Annotated in this window: 16 protein-coding genes and 1 pseudogene; 11 read left to right on the top strand and 6 right to left on the bottom strand. The window is 64.2% G+C overall.

Annotated features, from left to right (window positions below):
- Nucleotides 1-28 precede the first annotated feature (28 nt).
- A complete protein-coding gene (locus ABIE53_RS09970; RefSeq protein WP_029971376.1) occupies nucleotides 29-571 on the top strand; it encodes a group III truncated hemoglobin in 543 nt (180 codons plus the stop codon).
- Nucleotides 572-607: 36 nt separating this feature from the next.
- Here ABIE53_RS09970 and ABIE53_RS09965 read toward each other — a convergent pair whose 3' ends face one another.
- From ABIE53_RS09965 to ABIE53_RS09940, 6 genes are all read right to left on the bottom strand, one after another.
- Nucleotides 608-1,084, bottom strand: coding sequence for a molybdenum cofactor biosynthesis protein MoaE (locus ABIE53_RS09965; RefSeq protein ID WP_006048848.1), 477 nt, complete (start codon nucleotides 1,082-1,084; stop codon nucleotides 608-610).
- 17 nt (nucleotides 1,085-1,101) lie between these two features.
- Nucleotides 1,102-1,359, bottom strand: a complete 258-nt coding sequence (gene moaD, locus ABIE53_RS09960; protein WP_006048847.1) for a molybdopterin converting factor subunit 1 — start codon at nucleotides 1,357-1,359, stop codon at nucleotides 1,102-1,104.
- A 24-nt stretch (nucleotides 1,360-1,383) separates the two neighbouring features.
- Nucleotides 1,384-2,640 (bottom strand): molybdopterin molybdotransferase MoeA, encoded by a 1,257-nt coding sequence (locus tag ABIE53_RS09955; RefSeq protein ID WP_107707688.1) that lies wholly within the window; start codon nucleotides 2,638-2,640, stop codon nucleotides 1,384-1,386.
- A 123-nt stretch (nucleotides 2,641-2,763) separates the two neighbouring features.
- The gene (thrC, locus tag ABIE53_RS09950; RefSeq protein ID WP_107707687.1) at nucleotides 2,764-4,215 is read right to left on the bottom strand and encodes a threonine synthase; all 1,452 of its coding nucleotides are present in this window, start codon (nucleotides 4,213-4,215) and stop codon (nucleotides 2,764-2,766) included.
- A gap of 7 nt (nucleotides 4,216-4,222) precedes the next feature.
- Complete coding sequence (locus ABIE53_RS09945) at nucleotides 4,223-5,554, bottom strand: homoserine dehydrogenase (RefSeq protein ID WP_107707686.1); 1,332 nt, start codon at nucleotides 5,552-5,554, stop codon at nucleotides 4,223-4,225.
- 94 nt (nucleotides 5,555-5,648) lie between these two features.
- Nucleotides 5,649-6,896 (bottom strand): pyridoxal phosphate-dependent aminotransferase, encoded by a 1,248-nt coding sequence (locus ABIE53_RS09940; protein WP_029971373.1) that lies wholly within the window; start codon nucleotides 6,894-6,896, stop codon nucleotides 5,649-5,651.
- Between the two features lie 464 nt (nucleotides 6,897-7,360).
- On the opposite strand from ABIE53_RS09940, the gene ABIE53_RS09935 reads away from it, so the two are divergent.
- From ABIE53_RS09935 to ABIE53_RS09890, 10 genes and pseudogenes are all read left to right on the top strand, one after another.
- Nucleotides 7,361-7,735 (top strand): Mth938-like domain-containing protein, encoded by a 375-nt coding sequence (locus tag ABIE53_RS09935; RefSeq protein WP_107707685.1) that lies wholly within the window; start codon nucleotides 7,361-7,363, stop codon nucleotides 7,733-7,735.
- A 163-nt stretch (nucleotides 7,736-7,898) separates the two neighbouring features.
- Nucleotides 7,899-9,620, top strand: coding sequence for an ArnT family glycosyltransferase (locus ABIE53_RS09930; protein ID WP_107707684.1), 1,722 nt, complete (start codon nucleotides 7,899-7,901; stop codon nucleotides 9,618-9,620).
- 25 nt (nucleotides 9,621-9,645) lie between these two features.
- Nucleotides 9,646-10,017 carry an SMR family transporter gene (locus tag ABIE53_RS09925; RefSeq protein WP_006048839.1) on the top strand — a complete coding sequence of 124 codons (372 nt, stop codon included), beginning with the start codon at nucleotides 9,646-9,648 and terminating at the stop codon, nucleotides 10,015-10,017.
- Nucleotides 10,018-10,215: 198 nt separating this feature from the next.
- Nucleotides 10,216-11,376 carry a DegT/DnrJ/EryC1/StrS family aminotransferase gene (locus ABIE53_RS09920; protein WP_107707683.1) on the top strand — a complete coding sequence of 387 codons (1,161 nt, stop codon included), beginning with the start codon at nucleotides 10,216-10,218 and terminating at the stop codon, nucleotides 11,374-11,376.
- Between the two features lie 6 nt (nucleotides 11,377-11,382).
- Nucleotides 11,383-12,453 carry a glycosyltransferase gene (locus ABIE53_RS09915; protein ID WP_053858011.1) on the top strand — a complete coding sequence of 357 codons (1,071 nt, stop codon included), beginning with the start codon at nucleotides 11,383-11,385 and terminating at the stop codon, nucleotides 12,451-12,453.
- Nucleotides 12,450-13,385, top strand: coding sequence for a formyltransferase (locus ABIE53_RS09910; protein ID WP_006048836.1), 936 nt, complete (start codon nucleotides 12,450-12,452; stop codon nucleotides 13,383-13,385). The genes ABIE53_RS09915 and ABIE53_RS09910 overlap by 4 nt, the downstream gene beginning before the upstream one ends.
- Nucleotides 13,382-14,429: pseudogene (locus ABIE53_RS09905) on the top strand (bifunctional UDP-4-keto-pentose/UDP-xylose synthase). Before ABIE53_RS09910 ends, ABIE53_RS09905 begins: the two are co-directional and overlap by 4 nt.
- A gap of 10 nt (nucleotides 14,430-14,439) precedes the next feature.
- The gene (locus tag ABIE53_RS09900; protein WP_192698884.1) at nucleotides 14,440-15,333 is read left to right on the top strand and encodes a polysaccharide deacetylase family protein; all 894 of its coding nucleotides are present in this window, start codon (nucleotides 14,440-14,442) and stop codon (nucleotides 15,331-15,333) included.
- 198 nt (nucleotides 15,334-15,531) lie between these two features.
- Nucleotides 15,532-15,993, top strand: coding sequence for a peroxiredoxin (locus tag ABIE53_RS09895; RefSeq protein WP_107707681.1), 462 nt, complete (start codon nucleotides 15,532-15,534; stop codon nucleotides 15,991-15,993).
- A 361-nt stretch (nucleotides 15,994-16,354) separates the two neighbouring features.
- Nucleotides 16,355-18,229: a PhoH family protein gene (locus tag ABIE53_RS09890; RefSeq protein WP_107707680.1), complete on the top strand. Its 1,875-nt coding sequence runs from the start codon at nucleotides 16,355-16,357 to the stop codon at nucleotides 18,227-18,229.
- The last annotated feature ends 203 nt before the right edge of the window (nucleotides 18,230-18,432 follow it).

The following is an 18,432-nucleotide window of genomic DNA, read 5'->3' as shown; positions in this document are numbered from 1 at the left end:
GCAATCGTCGCATATTTCTGGAACCCGCATGAAACCGTCTTTTCCGGCCGCGCCGGTTGTCGAGCGCGCCGCCGAGCCTACCGAAACGAACATCCGCGAGCTGGTGTACGCGTTTTATGACCGCGTGCGCGCCGATCCGCTGCTCGGGCCGGTGTTCGACGCAACGCTCGCGGGCCGCTGGGACGACCATCTGCCAAAGATGTGCACGTTCTGGGCGAGTCTCGTGCTCGGCGCGAAGCAGTACCGCGGCAATGTGCAGCAGGCGCATCAGCCGCTCGAGGGAGTCGAACCGCAGCATTTCAGCCGCTGGCTGTACCTGTTTCTCGACACCGTCGAATCGCGTTACGAGCCGGCTGCGGCCGTGCGCTTCATGGAACCGGCGCTGCGTATCGCGCAGAGCTTGCAGCTAAGCCGCTTCGGCTGGGACTACAAGATTCCGGCGGAACAGCAGGCGTTGCTCGAACGGGTGGCGCCGAAGCGGCCTCGGGCGGACGACGAACCGCATCTTCCCGCACGGCCCGCCGGGGAACCGTTTCCGACGCGCATTATCGGTAAATCGCGGGACGAGTGAGAGCGGTTGGCGCCGTGCCGAGCGAGCGCCCGGCGCTTACTCCAACCCGCCGTTGCCCGACTCGATGCCCCAGCGCGCAAGCGCCGCGTCATCGGTCACGCGGGCGTCGACCCAGCGCTCGCCCGCCTCGGTTTTTTCCTTCTTCCAGAACGGCGCCTGCGTCTTCAGATAGTCCATCACGAATTCGCACGACGCGAATGCGTCGCCGCGATGTGAAGCGGTGGTCGCGACCAGCACGATCTGATCGAGCGGATAAAGCTTGCCGACGCGGTGCACGATCAGCACCTCGATGCCCGGCCAGCGCTCGCGCGCGCTCACGATGATCGCTTCAAGCGACTTCTCGGTCATGCCCGGATAGTGCTCGAGTTCCATCGCCTCGACGGTGCTGCCGTCGTTCAGATCACGCACCGTGCCGACGAAACACGCCACCGCGCCGACCTTCGGATTGCGGGCGCGCAACGCGGCGACCTCGGCGGTGAGATCGAAATCTTCGGTCTGGACACGAACGGGCATAGCGGGCTCCTTGCGGCTCAACCGCCCGTGACGGGTGGGAAGAACGCGACCTCGCAGCCTTCGGTGATGCGCGTGCCGGCGTCGGTCATCACGTGATTGCAGGCCATGCGCAGCGCGCGGCCTTCGGCCAGCGTGTCGGCCCAGATGCCGCCGCGCACGCGCAGCCATGCGCGCACGTCGCCGACGGTCGCGATGCCCTCGGGCACCTCGACGGTTTCGTCGGCCAGGCCGAGCGCTTCACGCACGCTCGCGAAATATCGCAGTTGAATCTTCATGGGATGCCGCCGGCTCAGCCGGCCTCAATTCAGCAATTCGGAAAAAGGAATGAAGCGCACGGTTTCGCCCGCGCTGATCGCGTGATTGGCCGGATTGTCGATCAGCCCGTCGCCCCATACCGTCGACGTCAGCACGGCCGAGCTCTGGTTCGGGAACAGGTCGAGCCCGCCCTCGGCATTGATGCGCGCCCGCAGGAATTCATTGCGGCGATCGGCCTTGCTCTGCGTGAAGTCCGCGCGCAGCGACAGCGCGCGCGGCACGACGGCCTGCACGCCGGCAAGACGCAGAATGAACGGACGCACGAACAGCAGAAAGGTGACGAAGCTCGATACGGGGTTGCCTGGCAGGCCGATGAAAAACGTGTCGGCTGAAGGGGTAGCGGGAGCCGCGGCTGAATCTTTTGCCGAGCCGCTGTCCACCCCGCGGCGCACCGCGCCGAACGCCAACGGCTTGCCCGGCTTCATCGCGATCTGCCACATCGCGAGGCGCCCTTCCGCTTCGACGGCCGGCTTCACATGATCTTCCTCGCCGACCGACACGCCGCCGCACGTCAGAATGAGATCATGCGCCTGCGCGGCTTCCCGCAGCGTGGCGCGCGTCGCATCCAGACTATCGGCGACGATGCCGAAATCGCTCACCTCGCAGCCGAGCTTCTCGAGCAGGCCACGCAGCGTGAAGCGATTCGAGTTGTAGATCGCGCCGGGCTTGAGCGGCTCGCCGGGCATGGTCAGTTCGTCGCCGGTAAAGAACACGGCGACTTTCACGCGACGGCGCACGGGCAGTTCCGCGCAACCGACAGACGCCGCGAGCCCTAGCGCCTGCGGCGTGAGCCGCGTGCCGGCCGGCAGGATCACCGAGCCGCTGCGGATGTCCGCGCCTTGTGCGGTAATCCATTCGCCCGGCTGCGGGCCGTGCAGGATAGTGACTTCGTCGGCAGCGGCTTCCGTTTGCTCCTGCATCACGACCGCGTCCGCGCCCGGCGGCACGGTCGCGCCGGTGAAAATGCGCGCCGCCGTGCCGGGCTTCAGCGGATCGGGCGCGTGGCCGGCGGGAATGCGTTGCGATACCGGCAGGCGGCGATTGCTGTGCGTCGTGAGGTCGGCGGTGCGGATCGCGTAGCCGTCCATTGAACTCGTGTTCATGGGCGGCACGTCGAGCGGCGACACGACGTCGGCCGACAACACACGGCCCGACGCTTCGAGCGTCGGAACCGACTCGCTGCCGTCGACGGCGCGCGCGGCGTCGAGCAGGGTCGCGAGTGCGTCGGCAGTGGCGAGCATCGGAGCGCGGGGCGTGGGAGTGGACATCTGTGGTTTCAGGCCGCTGGTCAAAAGAACATTGTAGCGGGCCAACGGCGAGCCTTGTCGGGTCGGCGATGCTGGCACCGACCCGCCCTTCGATACTCAGGCGCCCGTATTCGCGGCAATGAAGTCCTTCACGCGCTGCGCGTCCGCCGGCAACACTTCGAAGCGCTGCGGCAGCGACTCCAGTCCCGCGAACGCCGCCGGACGCTCCGGTTCGCGCAACAGCGCTTCGCGAATCGTTTCACCGAACTTGATCGGCTGCGCGGTCTCCAGCACGATCATCGGAATGCCCGGCTGCAGATGTTCGCGCGCAACCTTCAGGCCGTCGGCGGTATGCGTGTCGATCATCGTGTCGTAGCGCTGGAACACGTCGCGGATCGCCTCGACGCGATCGTCGTGACTGCTGCGGCCCGACACGAAACCGAACTCCTTCACGCGCGCAAAGTCGCCGCTCGCCGCAAGGTCGAACCCGCCCTTTTCCTCGACGTCGCGGAACAGTTGCAGCACGCGCGACGGATCGCGGCCGAGCAGATCGAACACGAAGCGCTCGAAGTTAGACGCCTTCGAAATGTCCATGCTCGGGCTGCTCGTGTGATACGTCTCGGCCGCCTTGCGCACGCGATAGATGCCGGTGCGGAAGAACTCGTCGAGCACGTCGTTTTCGTTCGTGGCGACCACGAGCTTTTCGATCGGCAGACCCATCATGCGCGCGATGTGCCCTGCGCACACGTTGCCGAAGTTGCCCGACGGCACCGTGAACGACACGCGCTCGTCGTTGCTCTTCGTCGCCGCGAAGTAGCCCTTGAAGTAGTAGACGACCTGCGCGACGACGCGCGCCCAGTTGATCGAATTGACCGTGCCGATCTTGTACCGCGCCTTGAACGCGTGATCGTTCGACACCGCTTTCACGATGTCCTGGCAGTCGTCGAACACGCCCTCGACCGCGAGATTGAAGATGTTCGGGTCTTGCAGGCTGTACATCTGCGCGGTTTGAAACGCGCTCATTTTCTTGTGCGGCGACAGCATGAACACGCGAATGCCCTGCTTGCCGCGCATTGCGTATTCGGCGGCGCTGCCGGTGTCGCCCGAAGTCGCGCCCAGAATGTTCAGCGTTTCGCCGTGCTTCGCGAGCGCGTATTCGAACAGGTTGCCGATCAACTGCATCGCCATGTCCTTGAACGCGAGCGTCGGACCGTTCGACAGTTCGAGCAGCGACAGCGGCGCGCCGTTTTCGACGCCAAGCGTTTTGAGCGGCGTGATCTGCGCGGCGCTTTCGTCGTCGCGCACGTTGCTGTACGTGGCCGCCGTGTACGTCTTGCGCGTGAGCGCGCGCAGGTCTTCGGCGGGAATGTCGTCGCTGAACTTCGACAGAATTTCGAAGGCGAGGTCCGCGTACGGCAGCGTGCGCCAGCGCGTGAGTTCGTCGGCGCTGACGCGCGGATAGTCGGCCGGCAGATAGAGGCCGCCGTCTTTCGCGAGACCGCCGAGCAGGATTTCGGAGAAGGTGTGGCGCTCGCCGGCTCCGGCGCCGCGCGTTGACAGGTAGTTCATAGTTGGCCTAGTTCAGCGCTTCCATGCGCAGCTTCGTGACTTGCGAGACAACGGTCTTCAATGCTTCGATCGTTTTGATCGCCGCGTTGACGTGCTTTTCGACCGTTTCGTGCGTGATCAGGATGATGTCGGTCTCGCCCTTGCCGTTGGCGTCGACCTGTTCCGATTCCTTCTGCAGCAGCGCGTCGATCGAGATACCCGTGTCGGCCAGAATGCGCGTGATGTCGGCCAGCACGCCGGTCACGTCGGCAACGCGCAGACGCAGGTAATAGCCGCTCGTCACTTCGTCGATGGGCAGAATCGGCGTGTTCGACAGACGGTCCGGCTGGAAAGCCAGATGCGGCACGCGATGCTCGGGGTCGGCCGTGTGCAGGCGCGTCACGTCGACCAGATCGGCGACGACCGCCGACGCCGTGGGCTCCGCGCCCGCGCCCTTGCCGTAGTAAAGCGTGGTGCCGACCGCGTCGCCGTGCACAACGACCGCGTTCATTGCGCCTTCCACGTTGGCGAGCAGACGCTTGGCCGGGATCAGCGTGGGATGCACGCGCAATTCGATGCCCTTGTCGGTACGGCGCGCGATGCCGAGCAGCTTGATGCGATAGCCGAGTTCCTCGGCGTATTTGATGTCGATCGCGGCGAGCTTGCTGATGCCCTCCACATACGCGCGGTCGAACTGCACCGGCACGCCGAACGCGATCGCGCTCATGATCGTCGCCTTATGCGCGGCGTCGATGCCTTCGATGTCGAAGGTCGGGTCGGCTTCGGCGTAGCCCAGTTCCTGCGCGGCCTTCAGCGCGGTCGCGAAGTCGAGCCCGCGGTCGCGCATTTCCGAAAGAATGTAGTTCGTCGTGCCGTTGATGATGCCCGCGATGTACTGAATCTGATTGGCCGTCAAGCCTTCGCGCAGCGCCTTGATGATCGGGATGCCGCCCGCGACGGCCGCCTCGAACGCGACCATCACGCCGTTCGCGCGCGCCGCCTCGAAGATCTCGGTGCCGTGCACGGCGAGCAGCGCCTTGTTGGCCGTGACCACGTGCTTGCCCTTGCCGATTGCGCGCAGCACCAGATCGCGCGCCACGCCGGTGCCGCCGATCATTTCCGCGATGATGTCGATCGACGGATCGTCGACCACCGCGTTGAAGTCGTCGGTCAGCGCGACGCTCGCGGCTTGCGCGCCGAGCGCCGCCGTCGCCTTGGCCGGATTGCGCACGGCGATGCGCGCAATCTCGATGCCGCGGCCCGCGCGACGTTTGATTTCATCCTGATTGCGGCGCAGTACCGTGAAGGTGCCGCTGCCTACCGTGCCGAAGCCCAGCAGTCCAACTTTGATCGGTTCCATGCAGCGTGGTGTCGTGTAGTGATTAAGGGAATTCGGGTGCCGGTTGGCCGGTGCGCGCAGCGGACAGATCACGCGTTGCGCACCGTATTGTGCGCTACGCCGTGTGACGTTTGCGATAACCGTCGAGGAAGCGCGCGATCCGGTTGATGGAATCGGCCAGATCGTCGACGTTCGGCAGGAACACGACGCGGAAATGATCCGGCGTCTTCCAGTTAAAGCCGGTGCCCTGCACGAGCAGCACGCGCTCCTCCAGCAGCAGGTCGAGGATGAACTGCTGGTCGTTCTCGATCGGATAAATCTTCGGATCGAGGCGCGGGAACATGTAGAGCGCCGCCTCCGGCTTCACGCAGCTCACGCCCGGAATCGCCGTCAGCATGTCGTACGCGAGCTCGCGCTGCTTGTAGAGGCGCCCGCTCGGCACGATCAGGTCGTTGATGCTCTGATAGCCGCCGAGCGCGGTCTGGATCGCGTACTGGCCTGGCACGTTCGGGCACAGGCGCATGGACGCGAGAATGCCGAGCCCTTCGAAATAGTCTTTCGCGTTGCGGCGGTTTTCGCCGGTGAGACCCGAAATGAACATCCAGCCGGCGCGGTAGCCGCACGAGCGGTAGCTCTTGGACAGGCTGTTGAACGTGACGGTCAGCACGTCTTCGGACAGCGCGGCCATCGACGTGTGCGTCTTGCCGTCGTAGACGATCTTGTCGTAGACCTCGTCGGCGAAAATCACGAGGCCATGCTGGCGCGCGATTTCGATGAGGCCGAGCAGCAGTTCGTCGGAATACAGCGCGCCGGTCGGGTTATTCGGATTGATGACGACGAGCGCGCGCGTATTCGGCGTGATTTTCGCGCGGATGTCGTCCAGGTCCGGCATCCAGCGGTTCGATTCGTCGCAGATGTAGTGCACGGGCGTGCCGCCCGCGAGGCTCACGCCGGCGGTCCACAGCGGATAGTCGGGCGCGGGCAGCAGCACTTCGTCGCCGTCGTTCAGCAGCCCCTGAAGCGCCATCACGATCAGCTCGGACGCGCCATTGCCGATGTAGATGTCGTCCAGTTCGACGCCGTGCACGCCCTTTTGCTGCGTGTAATGCATGATCGCCTTGCGCGCGGCGAACACGCCCTTGGAGTCCGAGTAACCGGACGAACCAGGCAGATTCAGGATCATGTCCTGAATGATTTCGTCCGGCGCTTCGAAGCCGAACGGCGCCAGGTTGCCGATGTTCAGCTTGATGATGCGATGGCCTTCTTCTTCGAGCCGCTTCGCATGTTCGAGGACGGGCCCGCGAATGTCGTAGCAGACATTCAACAACTTGTTGGATTTGAGAATCGGTTTCACGGCGGGCACTTCATCCTGGTTAATGTCCTGGTTAATGTCCCGGTTAAGGGCATTGAGGGCTTCAAGGCTTGAGCTCGGGGCTGGCGGCGAACGGCTCGGCCAACCGGCTCTGGCGAACAAATCGACGGACCGTGCAGGCTCGCCGATTGCGGAATTCGGGTGCGGCAACGCCGCGGGGCCGCCCGGGATCGGGCCGCCCATGATGGACGAAAGCGGGCGGAACCAGGTAGGTAGCCGGTGGGTCGCACCCCGAACCTTAGCGCCACTTGTGACGGCGCGTGAGCAGGGGCGCCGCGAGGCGGCTAAAAAGTTATAATTTAGCGGATTTTGGCCGACTTCCGCAATGCACCAGGCGTAACGGGAGCCTTTTGGGCCCTTTCCTGTCCCACCTCGTGTAGAACCGCCCTGCTCGCGCCTCGCGCGATCAGGCCTTCAACACGCATGATGTCTCGCGACGACTTCGGAAAACGAATTTGAAATTACATCAGGATTCCAGCGGCGCCCTCAATACCGTCACCGGTTACGGCGCCGGCTATGTCGAAATCAATCTGGTGCGTCACGCGGGCAGCCTTCTCGTGCTGCCGGACGCGCCTGTCATCCCCTGGCCGGTTACGTCTTTCGAGCAGTTGAGCGCCGAGCTCTTCGCGATGCTGGTCGAGCCCGCGCCCGAGGTCGTGATATTCGGCAGCGGCGAGCGGCTGCGCTTTCCGCATCCGCGCCTGACGGCGGCGCTCACCGCGAGGCGCATCGGCGTCGAAACCATGGACTTCAAGGCCGCCTGCCGCACGTACAACATTCTGATGGCCGAGGGCCGCAAGGTTGCGGCCGCGCTGCTGATCGAAGGCTAGCGCGGCAGCCGACGCGCCTCCCGCGCGCGCCCAGGCTCGCTCTCGCCGCGTCACGCCCGATCACGTACACTGCGCGCCATCCGCGCGAGGCCGGCTGCGTGCCGCCATCTCCGAATAACAACGCGGCGCCGCGCGAGCGGCGTCGCCAGAAAGGTTTGAATCCATGAACGATACGCCGTCGAGGCTACCGCTCAACCGCACCGCCATCCTGCTGCTGGTGCTCGCCCTTGCCGTCATCTGGTTCGTGCCGCTCGGCTGGCGCCATCTGCTGCCGAGCGACGAAGGCCGCTACGCCGAAATGGCCCGCGAGATGTTCGTCACCGGCGACTGGATCACGCCGCGCTACAACGGCTACAAGTACTTCGAAAAGCCGCCGCTGCAAACCTGGGCGAACGCGCTGACGTTCGCGTGGTTCGGCATCGGCGAATGGCAGGCGCGGCTCTATACGGCGCTGACCGGCTTTGCCGGCGTGCTGCTGATCGGCTACACCGGCGCGCGCGTGTTCAATGCGGCGACCGGCGTGTTCGCCGCGCTCGTGCTGGCGACCTCGCCGTACTGGAACCTGATGGGCCACTTCAACACGCTCGACATGGGCCTGTCGTTCTGGATGGAGCTCACGCTTTGCGCGTTGCTGCTCGCGCAGCGCCCCAACCTCAAGACTTCGTGCGAGCGCGGCTGGATGTGGCTGTGCTGGGGCTCGATGGCGCTCGCGGTGCTGTCCAAGGGTCTCGTCGGCGTGATTCTGCCGGGCGCGGTGCTGGTGCTTTACACGCTGATCGCGCGCGACTGGGCGGTGTGGAAGCGTCTGCATCTGATCGGCGGCCTGATCGTGTTCTTCGCGATCGTCACGCCGTGGTTCGTGCTGGTGCAGCAGCGCAATCCGGAATTCCTCAATTTCTTTTTCATCGTCCAGCAGTTCAAGCGCTATCTGACGCCTGAGCAGAACCGCCCCGGAGCGTTCTATTACTTTGTGCCGGTGCTGATTATCGGTTTCCTGCCGTGGCTTTCGGTGACGGTGCAAAGCGTGCGTCACGCGTGGCGTCTGCCGCGTCAGCCGAACGGCTTCGCGCCCGTCACGATGATGCTCGTCTGGATCGGCTTCATCTTCCTGTTCTTCAGCGCGTCGCACTCCAAGCTGCTGTCGTACACGCTGCCGATCGCGCCGGCCATCGCGCTGCTGATCGGCATGTATCTGCCGCTCGTCACGCGCGAGCAGTTGCGCCGCCATCTGACCGGCTATGTGCTGTTTCTCGTAGTCGCCGCGTTTGCCTCGCTGTTCCTGCCGCGCTTCGGCAGCGCGCGCAATCCGGCCGAGCTGTATGCCGAGTACCGCACGTGGGTGCTCGCGGCGCTCGCCGTTGCCTTCGTGCTGACGCTCGCCGCGCTGTGGCTGAATCGCCGTGGCCGCGCGAGCAGTCTCGGCGCCATCGCCAGTTTCGGCGCGGCATGGCTGCTGCTCGGCACGATCGCCGGCACGGGCCACGACGTGTTCGGCCGCCTCAGTTCCGGCGCGCCGCTCGCGCCCGCGATCAAGGCGCAAATGGCGAAACTGCCTGCCGACACGCCGTTTTACTCGGTCGGCGTGCTGGATCACACGCTGCCGTTCTACATCGGCCATACGATGACGATGGTCGAGCATCCCGACGAACTGGCGTTCGGCGTTTCGGTGGAACCGCAGAAATGGCTGCCTTCGGTGCAGGCATGGGTCGAGCGCTGGAAGGCCGACCGCTACGCGCTCGCGCTCATTCCGCCGTCCACCTACGACACGCTTCTCAAGCAGGGCCTGCCGATGCAGGTCATCGCGCGCGATTCGCGCCGCGTCGTCGTGATGAAGCCGCTCGCGGCGGGCGCGGCGGCCGCGGCGCTGGAAAAACCGCAGCAGTGACCCCATATCAGGACCTGAACATTCGATGAATCCGATTTCCCTCTTTTGCATTCTTGCCGGCGTCACGTTGAACGCCGGTGCGCAGTTGTTGCTCAAAGCCGGTACGAATGCCGTTGGACACTTCGAATTCACCCGTGCGAACATCCTGCCGATCGCCTTTCGACTTGCGACGCAGCCGCCGATCATCGGCGGGCTGGCGTGCTATGTGATCAGCGTCGTGGTGTGGATCGTCGGGCTGTCGCGCGTGGACGTGTCGATCGCGTATCCGATGCTGTCGCTCGGCTACATCGTCAATGCGTTCGCCGCGTGGTATCTGTTCGGCGAAGTGCTGTCGGTGCACAAGCTCGTCGGCATCGGCGTGATTCTGGTCGGCGTGGTGATACTTGCGCGCAGCTAGGCGCGTCGCGTAGAACGCCGCGGCAAACGCCGGGGTAAAGACAGCGTAAGCCGGCATCCATGCCGGCCAAGCAAAATGTAAGGTTCATCGCGGTATGCTCCGCGGTTGCACCCTTTTTCGGCCTTGGCCTCGAATCGCGCGCAGTGTGTTTCCACAGCGCCGTTCGGGCCCCGGCCTCATTGATCGAGCGAAGCATTCATGACCCAGTCAACCGTTGCGTCTCTGCCCTTCCTGCCGTTCGTCAAACCGGAAATCGACGAAGAAACGATTCAGGGCGTAGCCGATGTGCTGCGCTCCGGCTGGATCACCACGGGCCCGCAAAACCAGAAATTCGAGGCGGCGCTCTCCGAATTCTGCGGCGGCCGTCCGGTGCGCACGTTCAATTCCGGCACGGCGACGCTGGAAATCGGTCTGCGCATTGCAGACGTCGGCGAAGGCGACGAAGTGATCACGACGCCTGCCTCGTGGGTGTCGACGAGCAACGTGATCTACGAAGTCGGCGCGACGCCGGTATTCGCCGACATCGACCCGGTCACGCGCAACATCGACCTCGACAAGCTCGAGCAGGCGATCACGCCGCGCACCAAGGCGCTGATCCCCGTCTATCTGTCCGGCCTGCCCGTCGACATGGACCGCCTGTACGCGATCGCTCGCGCGCACAAGCTGCGCGTGGTCGAAGACGCCGCGCAGGCGTTCGGCTCGACATGGAACGGCAAGCGCATCGGCGCGATCGGCGACATGGTCTCGTTCAGCTTTCACGCGAACAAGAACCTCACGTCGATCGAAGGCGGCGCGCTCGTGCTGAACAATGAGGACGAAGCCGTGCTCGCGCAAAAGTACCGCCTGCAAGGCATCACGCGCACGGGTTTCGACGGCATGGACTGCGACGTGCTCGGTGGCAAGTACAACCTGACGGACGTCGCCGCGCGCGTCGGCCTCGGTCAATTGCCGCATCTGGAACGCTTTCTCGCGCAGCGCAGGAAACTCGCGCGCGCGTATTTCGCCGGCTTCGAGGGCGGCGCGGCGCAGAAGCTCGGCGTCGGCCTGCCGTTCGCCGACTTCGAGAACAGCAACTGGCACATGTTCCAGATCACGCTGCCGCTCGACAAGCTTTCCATCGACCGCGCGGGTTTCATGAGTCAATTGAAAGACCGCGGCATCGGCTCCGGCGTGCACTATCCTGCGATTCACCTGTTCACGCTGTATCGCGCGCGCGGCTTTACGGAAGGCATGTTCCCGCACGCCGAGCGTTTCGGCGCGACGAACGTCACCCTACCGCTCTTCACGCTGATGAACGAAGGCGACGTGCAGCGCGTCTGCCGCGCAGTCAATGAAATTTGCGAACAATACGGAAAATAAGCGGAAATGATTTATACGGAACAACGCGCCGTCACACCGGAAGTGTCGATCATCATTCCGGTGTACAACGAGGAAGCCGGGCTGGGCGCGCTCTTCGCGCGGCTCTATCCGGCGCTCGACGCGCTCGGCACGTCGTATGAAGTGATCTTCATCAACGACGGCAGCCGCGACAAATCCCCCGCGCTGCTCGCCGAGCAGTTCCGCGCGCGCCCCGACACGACCCGCGTGATCCTGCTGAACGGCAACTACGGGCAGCACATGGCGATTCTCGCGGGCTTCGAGCAGTCGCGCGGCGAGATCGTCATCACGCTCGACGCCGATCTGCAAAATCCGCCGGAAGAAATCGGCAAGCTCGTCTCGAAGATGCGCGAAGGCTTCGACTACGTCGGCACGATTCGCCTGCAACGCCAGGACAGCTTGTGGCGCCGCAAGGCTTCGCGCGCGATGAACCGTCTGCGCGAGCGCATCACGCGCATCAAGATGACCGACCAGGGCTGCATGCTGCGCGCGTACAGCCGGCACATCATCGACACGATCAATCGCTGCGGCGAAATCAACACGTTCATTCCGGCGCTCGCGTACACCTTCGCGCAGAATCCGGTCGAGATCGAAGTGGCGCACGAAGAGCGCTTCGCGGGCGAATCCAAGTACTCGCTGTATTCGCTGATCCGCCTGAATTTCGACCTCGTGACCGGCTTCTCGGTCGTGCCGCTGCAGTGGCTGTCGTTCATCGGCGTCATCCTGTCGCTCGGCTCCGCGGCGCTGTTCGTGCTGCTGCTGATTCGCCGCTTCATCATCGGCGCGGAAGTTCAGGGCGTGTTCACGCTGTTCGCCATTACGTTCTTCCTGCTCGGCGTGATCATCTTCGCGCTCGGGCTGCTCGGCGAGTACATCGGGCGGATTTATCAGCAGGTGCGCGCGCGTCCGCGTTATCTGGTGCAGACCATTCTCGAAGAGCGCAACGGCACGGCGGTGGCCGACATGCCGCGTCAAACCGTCGTGCAGGCTGTTCAACCGGCGCCGATTGTCGACCAGCGCGACCAGCGCGATCACCGCGACCAGGGCCCGAACCGATGAAACCGCGCGCCGTCGTATTCGCGTATCACAACGTCGGCGTGCGCTGCCTGCAGGTGCTGCTCGCGCGCGGCGTGGACGTGGCGCTCGTCGTCACTCACGAAGACAGTCCGACCGAGAACATCTGGTTTGGCAGCGTCGCGAGCGTGGCGGCCGAGCACGGCATTCCCGTCGTGACGCCCGCCGATCCGAAAAGCCCGGAACTGCGCGCGGCGGTGAGCGCGGCGCGGCCGGACTTTATCTTCTCGTTCTACTACCGCCATATGTTGCCGGTCGACGTGCTCGCGCTCGCCGCGCGCGGCGCCTACAACATGCACGGCTCGCTGCTGCCAAAGTACCGCGGCCGCGTGCCGACCAACTGGGCGGTGCTGCACGGCGAAACCGAAACCGGCGCGACGCTGCACGAAATGGCCGCCAAGCCGGACGCGGGCGCGATCGTCGCGCAAACGCCGGTGCCGATCCTGCCCGACGACACCGCCGCGCAAGTGTTCGACAAGGTCACCGTGGCCGCCGAGCAGACGCTGTGGCGCGTGCTGCCGGCGCTGCTGGCGGGCGAGGCGCCGCATCTGCCGAACGATCTGTCGCACGGCAGCTACTACGGCGGGCGCAAGCCGGAAGACGGCCGCATCGACTGGAGCCAGCCGGCGCAACAGGTCTACAACCTGATTCGCGCGGTCGCGCCGCCCTATCCCGGCGCGTTTACCGACGTCGGCGGCCGGCGTTTTGTTGTTGCGCGCGCACGCCTCGCGACACCCGGCGCGCTTCGCCCGGATTTGCCGCCGGGCCTGCACGTAAGCGATAATGCCGTTTTCGCGATATGCGGCGACGGTCGCGCGATCGCCATCCACGAATTGCGGCATCAGCACGACGGCACCGAAACTGTCGTCACTCCGGCCGAATTCGCCCAGCTCATTCAAACTCCCCGACCTTTATGAAGAAAGTCCTGATCCTGGGTGTGAACGGCTTTATCGGCCATCACCTGTCCAAACGCATTCTCGAAACGACCGATTGGGAAGTCTTCGGGATGGGACATGCAGACCGAACGTCTGGGCGATCTCATCAATCATGAGCGGATGCACTTCTTCGAAGGCGACATCACGATCAACAAGGAGTGGGTCGAATATCACGTCAAGAAGTGCGATGTGATTCTGCCGCTGGTCGCGATCGCGACGCCCGCCACTTACGTGAAGCAGCCGCTGCGCGTGTTCGAACTCGACTTCGAGGCGAACCTGCCCATCGTGCGTTCGGCGGTCAAGTACGGCAAGCACCTCGTGTTTCCGTCGACGTCCGAGGTCTACGGCATGTGCACGGACGAGCAGTTCGATCCGGAAGAATCGCAACTGTCGTACGGCCCGATCAACAAGCCGCGCTGGATCTACGCGTGCTCGAAGCAGTTGATGGACCGCGTGATCTGGGGCTACGGCATGGAGGGCCTGAACTTCACGCTGTTCCGTCCGTTCAACTGGATCGGCCCGGGCCTCGACTCGATCTACACGCCGAAGGAAGGCAGCTCGCGCGTGGTCACGCAGTTCCTCGGCCACATCGTGCGCGGCGAGAACATCAGCCTCGTCGACGGCGGCGCGCAAAAACGCGCGTTCACGGATATCGACGACGGCATCGGCGCGCTGATGAAGATCATCGACAACAAGAACGGCGTCGCGACGGGCAAGATCTACAACATCGGCAATCCGACCAACAACTTCTCGGTGCGCGAACTCGCGCACAAGATGCTGACGTTGGCCGCGGAATTCCCTGAGTACGCAGAGACCGCGAAAAAAGTGCAACTGGTCGAGACGTCGTCGGGCGCGTACTACGGCGCGGGCTATCAGGACGTGCAAAACCGCGTGCCGAAGATCGACAACACGATGCAGGAACTCGGCTGGGCGCCGAAGTCGACCTTCGACGAAGCGCTGCGCAAGATTTTCGAAGCGTATCGCGGCCACGTCGCCGAAGCACGCGCGCTCGTCGAACAGCAATAAGGGCTGATCCTTGGCCCGTATCGTCCTGAAGATCGACGTCGACACGCTGCGCGGCACACGCGAAGGCGTGCCGAACCTCGCGCGTATTTTCGATCGCTTCAAGGCGCGCGCCACCTTCCTCTTTAGCCTCGGGCCCGACCACACCGGTTGGGCGATGCGCCGCGTGCTGCGGCCGGGCTTTCTGAAGAAGGTGTCGCGCACGTCGGTGGTCGAGCACTACGGCATCAGGCAACTGATGTACGGCGTGCTGCTGCCGGGGCCGGATATCGGCGTGAAGGCGTCGGCGGAGATGCGCGCGATTCACGAAGCCGGTTTCGAATGCGGCATTCACACGTGGGACCACGTCTATTGGCAGGACAACGTGCGCTCGAAAGATCGCGGATGGACCGCGGCGCAAATGCAGCAAAGCCATGATCGTTTCGTCGATATTTTCGGCGCGCCGCCGCTCACGCATGGCGCAGCCGGCTGGCAGATGAACGGCCACGCGTTCGAGCAGATCGACGCGTGGGGCATGCACTACGCGTCCGACGGCCGCGGGCATTCGCCGTATCTGCCGGTCGTCGACGGCAAGACGCTTGCGCATGTGCAGATGCCGACCACGTTGCCCACGCTCGACGAAGTGCTCGGCGTGAACGGCGTCGACGAACACAACGTGGCCGCGTTCATGCTGAAGCACACGGAAAACAATCCGCACGATCAGGTCTTCACGCTGCACGCGGAACTCGAAGGGCAAAAGCTCGCGCCGATCCTCGAACAGTTGCTGAACGGCTGGCGCGCGCAAGGCCATACGTTTGCGACCATGGGCGACTATTACGCGGCGCTGGACCGCGGCGCGCTGCCATCGTACCCTGTTACGTGGGGCGAAATTCCAGGGCGCTCCGGCGAGTTGATCGTCCAGCCGTGACGGGTCGGTCGGCGCGCTTCCAGTCGACGCAGCCTTCGTTGCCATCCGGTTGCTGTTCGATTAAGGCCGGCAGACTGCCCTTATGCCCAGCCGCCACGCGAGACTATGCGCGCACCGGTAGCCCCTCCCCCAAAAAGTTTCGATGCCAGGCCCGCGCCGCCATAACGCGCACGCCGACCATAACAACCGGAGAACCTCGTGTCCATCGCAGTCGATAAACCCATCCCCGACTTCACCGCTGCCGCTACCGGAGGCGAGATCACGCTGTCCGGCCTGCGGGGTAAGAAGGTGGTGCTGTACTTTTATCCGAAGGACAACACGCCGGGCTGCACGACCGAAGGTCTGCAGTTTCGCGATCTGTATCCGAAGTTCAAGAAAGCCGGCGCCGAAATTCTGGGCGTCTCGCGCGACAGCCTGCGCTCGCATGACAATTTCAAGGCGAAGCTCGAATTGCCCTTCCCCTTGATCTCGGACCCCGAAGAAAAACTGTGCGCGCTCTTCGGCGTCATCAAAATGAAGAAAATGTATGGCAAAGAAGTGCGGGGAATCGAGCGCTCCACGTTCCTCATCGACGCTGACGGCGTGCTGCAGCAGGAGTGGCGCGGCGTGAAGGTGCCGGGCCATGTCGACGAAATTCTGGAGGCTGTACAAGCGCTTTGAGGCGCGTTATATTGGGTTGCAATGAGTGCCTGTCCACCCCAAATTTTTCGTCGCTGCGCAAGACTTGACGGTCATATCGCCGTCGTCGCCCTCATCGGGACTGGCGGAGTCGTCAGGCGCAACGCGAACACCGTAGGCGAGCCGCTTGCCCCGTACGACGGGGCGGCGGCTTTTTTAATTGCGCGCAGCCGTTCGTTCATTCGGCCACGCGTTTCCGTTAAGGAGCCGATCGAAGACCAGGCGAACCGGCATCTCTAGACCGAATGCGCGCCTCCGGGCGCAAACTGCGTGCGCAACATCGGCACCGGCAGAATGCGACAGGCGGCGCACGATATGCGACCCGATAATTTCGAGGGAAACCATGCCTTTGCCTACCCCCCCGAGCAAGCTCGGCAATCTCCTGCCCCCTGACGAATACAAGGCCAAGGCCGCCACGCCGGCGCGCTCCGCCGCGAAGAAACAGGCCGAGGGAGAATCCGCGGAGCCGGCCGACTACGGCCGCGCGAATGTCGCCACGCCCATGGCGCACGCCGCCAATGCCGCGACCACCTTGCGGCCGGTGCCGGCATCGTCGGCTGCCGCCACCGCGTCCGCCGCAGGCGAGGCCGCGCAGTCACGCGGCGCGTCGGGCTCCGGGCGCAAGACCCGGCAAACCGCCGCGCTGCTGCAGCCGGTTCCCGCAGCGCGTCCGCAGGCCGAGCCCGCTGTCGAGCCGTCCGCCGAACCGCAGCCGGCCATCGCGCGCAAGCCAGGCGCGAAGCAACCCGCCGCCAGCGCGCCCACTGTCGCGCCAACCGCGCGCGGCACGAGCAAAAAACGCGGCACGGACGCACAGTTGGTCGAGATGCAAAAGCTCTTCGTGCTCGACACCAACGTGCTGATGCACGATCCAAGCTGCCTGTTCCGTTTCGAGGAGCACGACGTCTATCTGCCGATGATGACGTTGGAGGAACTCGACAACCACAAGAAAGGCATGTCGGAAGTCGCGCGCAACGCCCGTCAGGTGAGCCGCACGCTCGACGCGCTGGTGGCGAACGCGGGCAACATGTCCGACGGCATTTCGCTCGCGCGGCTCGGCAGCCGCGAGGCTTCCGGGCGCCTCTACTTCCAGACGAAGCTGACGGCGATCGAACCGGTCGAGGGCTTGCCGGAAGGCAAGGCCGACAATCAGATTCTCGGCGTGGTGCGCGCGTTGCAGCGCGACCGGTCGGATCGCCAGGTCGTGCTGGTGTCGAAAGACATCAACATGCGCATCAAGGCGCATGCGCTCGGCTTGCCCGCTGAAGACTACTTCAACGACCAGGTGCTCGAGGACAGCGATCTGCTGTATTCGGGCATCCGCGCGCTGCCGCAGGACTTCTGGACCCGCCATGCGAAGGGCATGGAGAGCTGGCAGGACACCAAGACCGGCACCACGTATTACCGCGTGACCGGGCCGCTGTGTCCGTCGATGCTCGTCAACGAGTTCGTGTATCTCGAGCCGCAGAACGGCGAGCCGGCGTTCCATGCGCTCGTTCGCGAGCTCAACGGCAAGACGGCGCTGCTGCAAACGCTGCGCGACTACGGCCATCACAAGAACAACGTGTGGGGCATCACCGCGCGCAACCGCGAGCAGAATTTCGCGCTGAACCTGTTGATGAATCCGGAGATCGACTTCGTCACGCTGCTCGGCCAGGCCGGCACCGGCAAGACGCTGGTGGCGCTCGCAGCGGGGCTCGCGCAGGTGCTCGACGACAAGCGCTACAACGAGATCATCGTGACGCGCGCGACCGTGCCCGTCGGCGAGGACATCGGCTTCCTGCCCGGCACTGAAGAGGAAAAGATGCAGCCGTGGATGGGTGCATTCGACGACAACCTCGAAGTGCTGCAGAAAACCGACGACGCCGCGGGCGAATGGGGCCGCGCCGCGACCCAGGAACTGATCCGTTCGCGCCTGAAGATCAAGAGCATGAACTTCATGCGTGGCCGGACGTTCGTGGACAAGTATCTGATCATCGACGAGGCGCAAAACCTGACACCCAAGCAGATGAAGACGCTGGTCACGCGCGCCGGGCCGGGCACGAAGATCATTTGCCTCGGCAATATCGCGCAGATCGACACGCCTTATCTGACGGAAGGCAGTTCGGGTCTGACGTACGTGGTCGACCGTTTCAAGGGTTGGGCGCACAGCGGGCACGTGACGCTGGCGCGCGGCGAGCGTTCGCGCCTCGCCGACTACGCATCGGAAATCCTTTAAAGATCAACCGGCTGGCCGTCAGGCCGGTTACCGCTCAAGCCGCGCCCCGCTTTCCCGGGGCGCGGTTTTTTTATGGCTGCGGCGTCTTTGGCAGGCAACACTTAGCGTGTGAACTTCAAGTAATTTGTCAAGAATTCTTGCCGGTTGCGCGTTTCACCGGCTACCATCCGGACATCGTCCGCCTTTAAACGAGCGTTTACCGC

It is taken from the genome of Paraburkholderia sp. OAS925 (genome assembly GCF_040543975.1).
GTDB lineage: Bacteria > Pseudomonadota > Gammaproteobacteria > Burkholderiales > Burkholderiaceae > Paraburkholderia > Paraburkholderia graminis.
The sequence above is the reverse complement of the archived record's forward strand: the minus strand, read 5'-3'. Positions and strand labels throughout refer to the sequence as shown.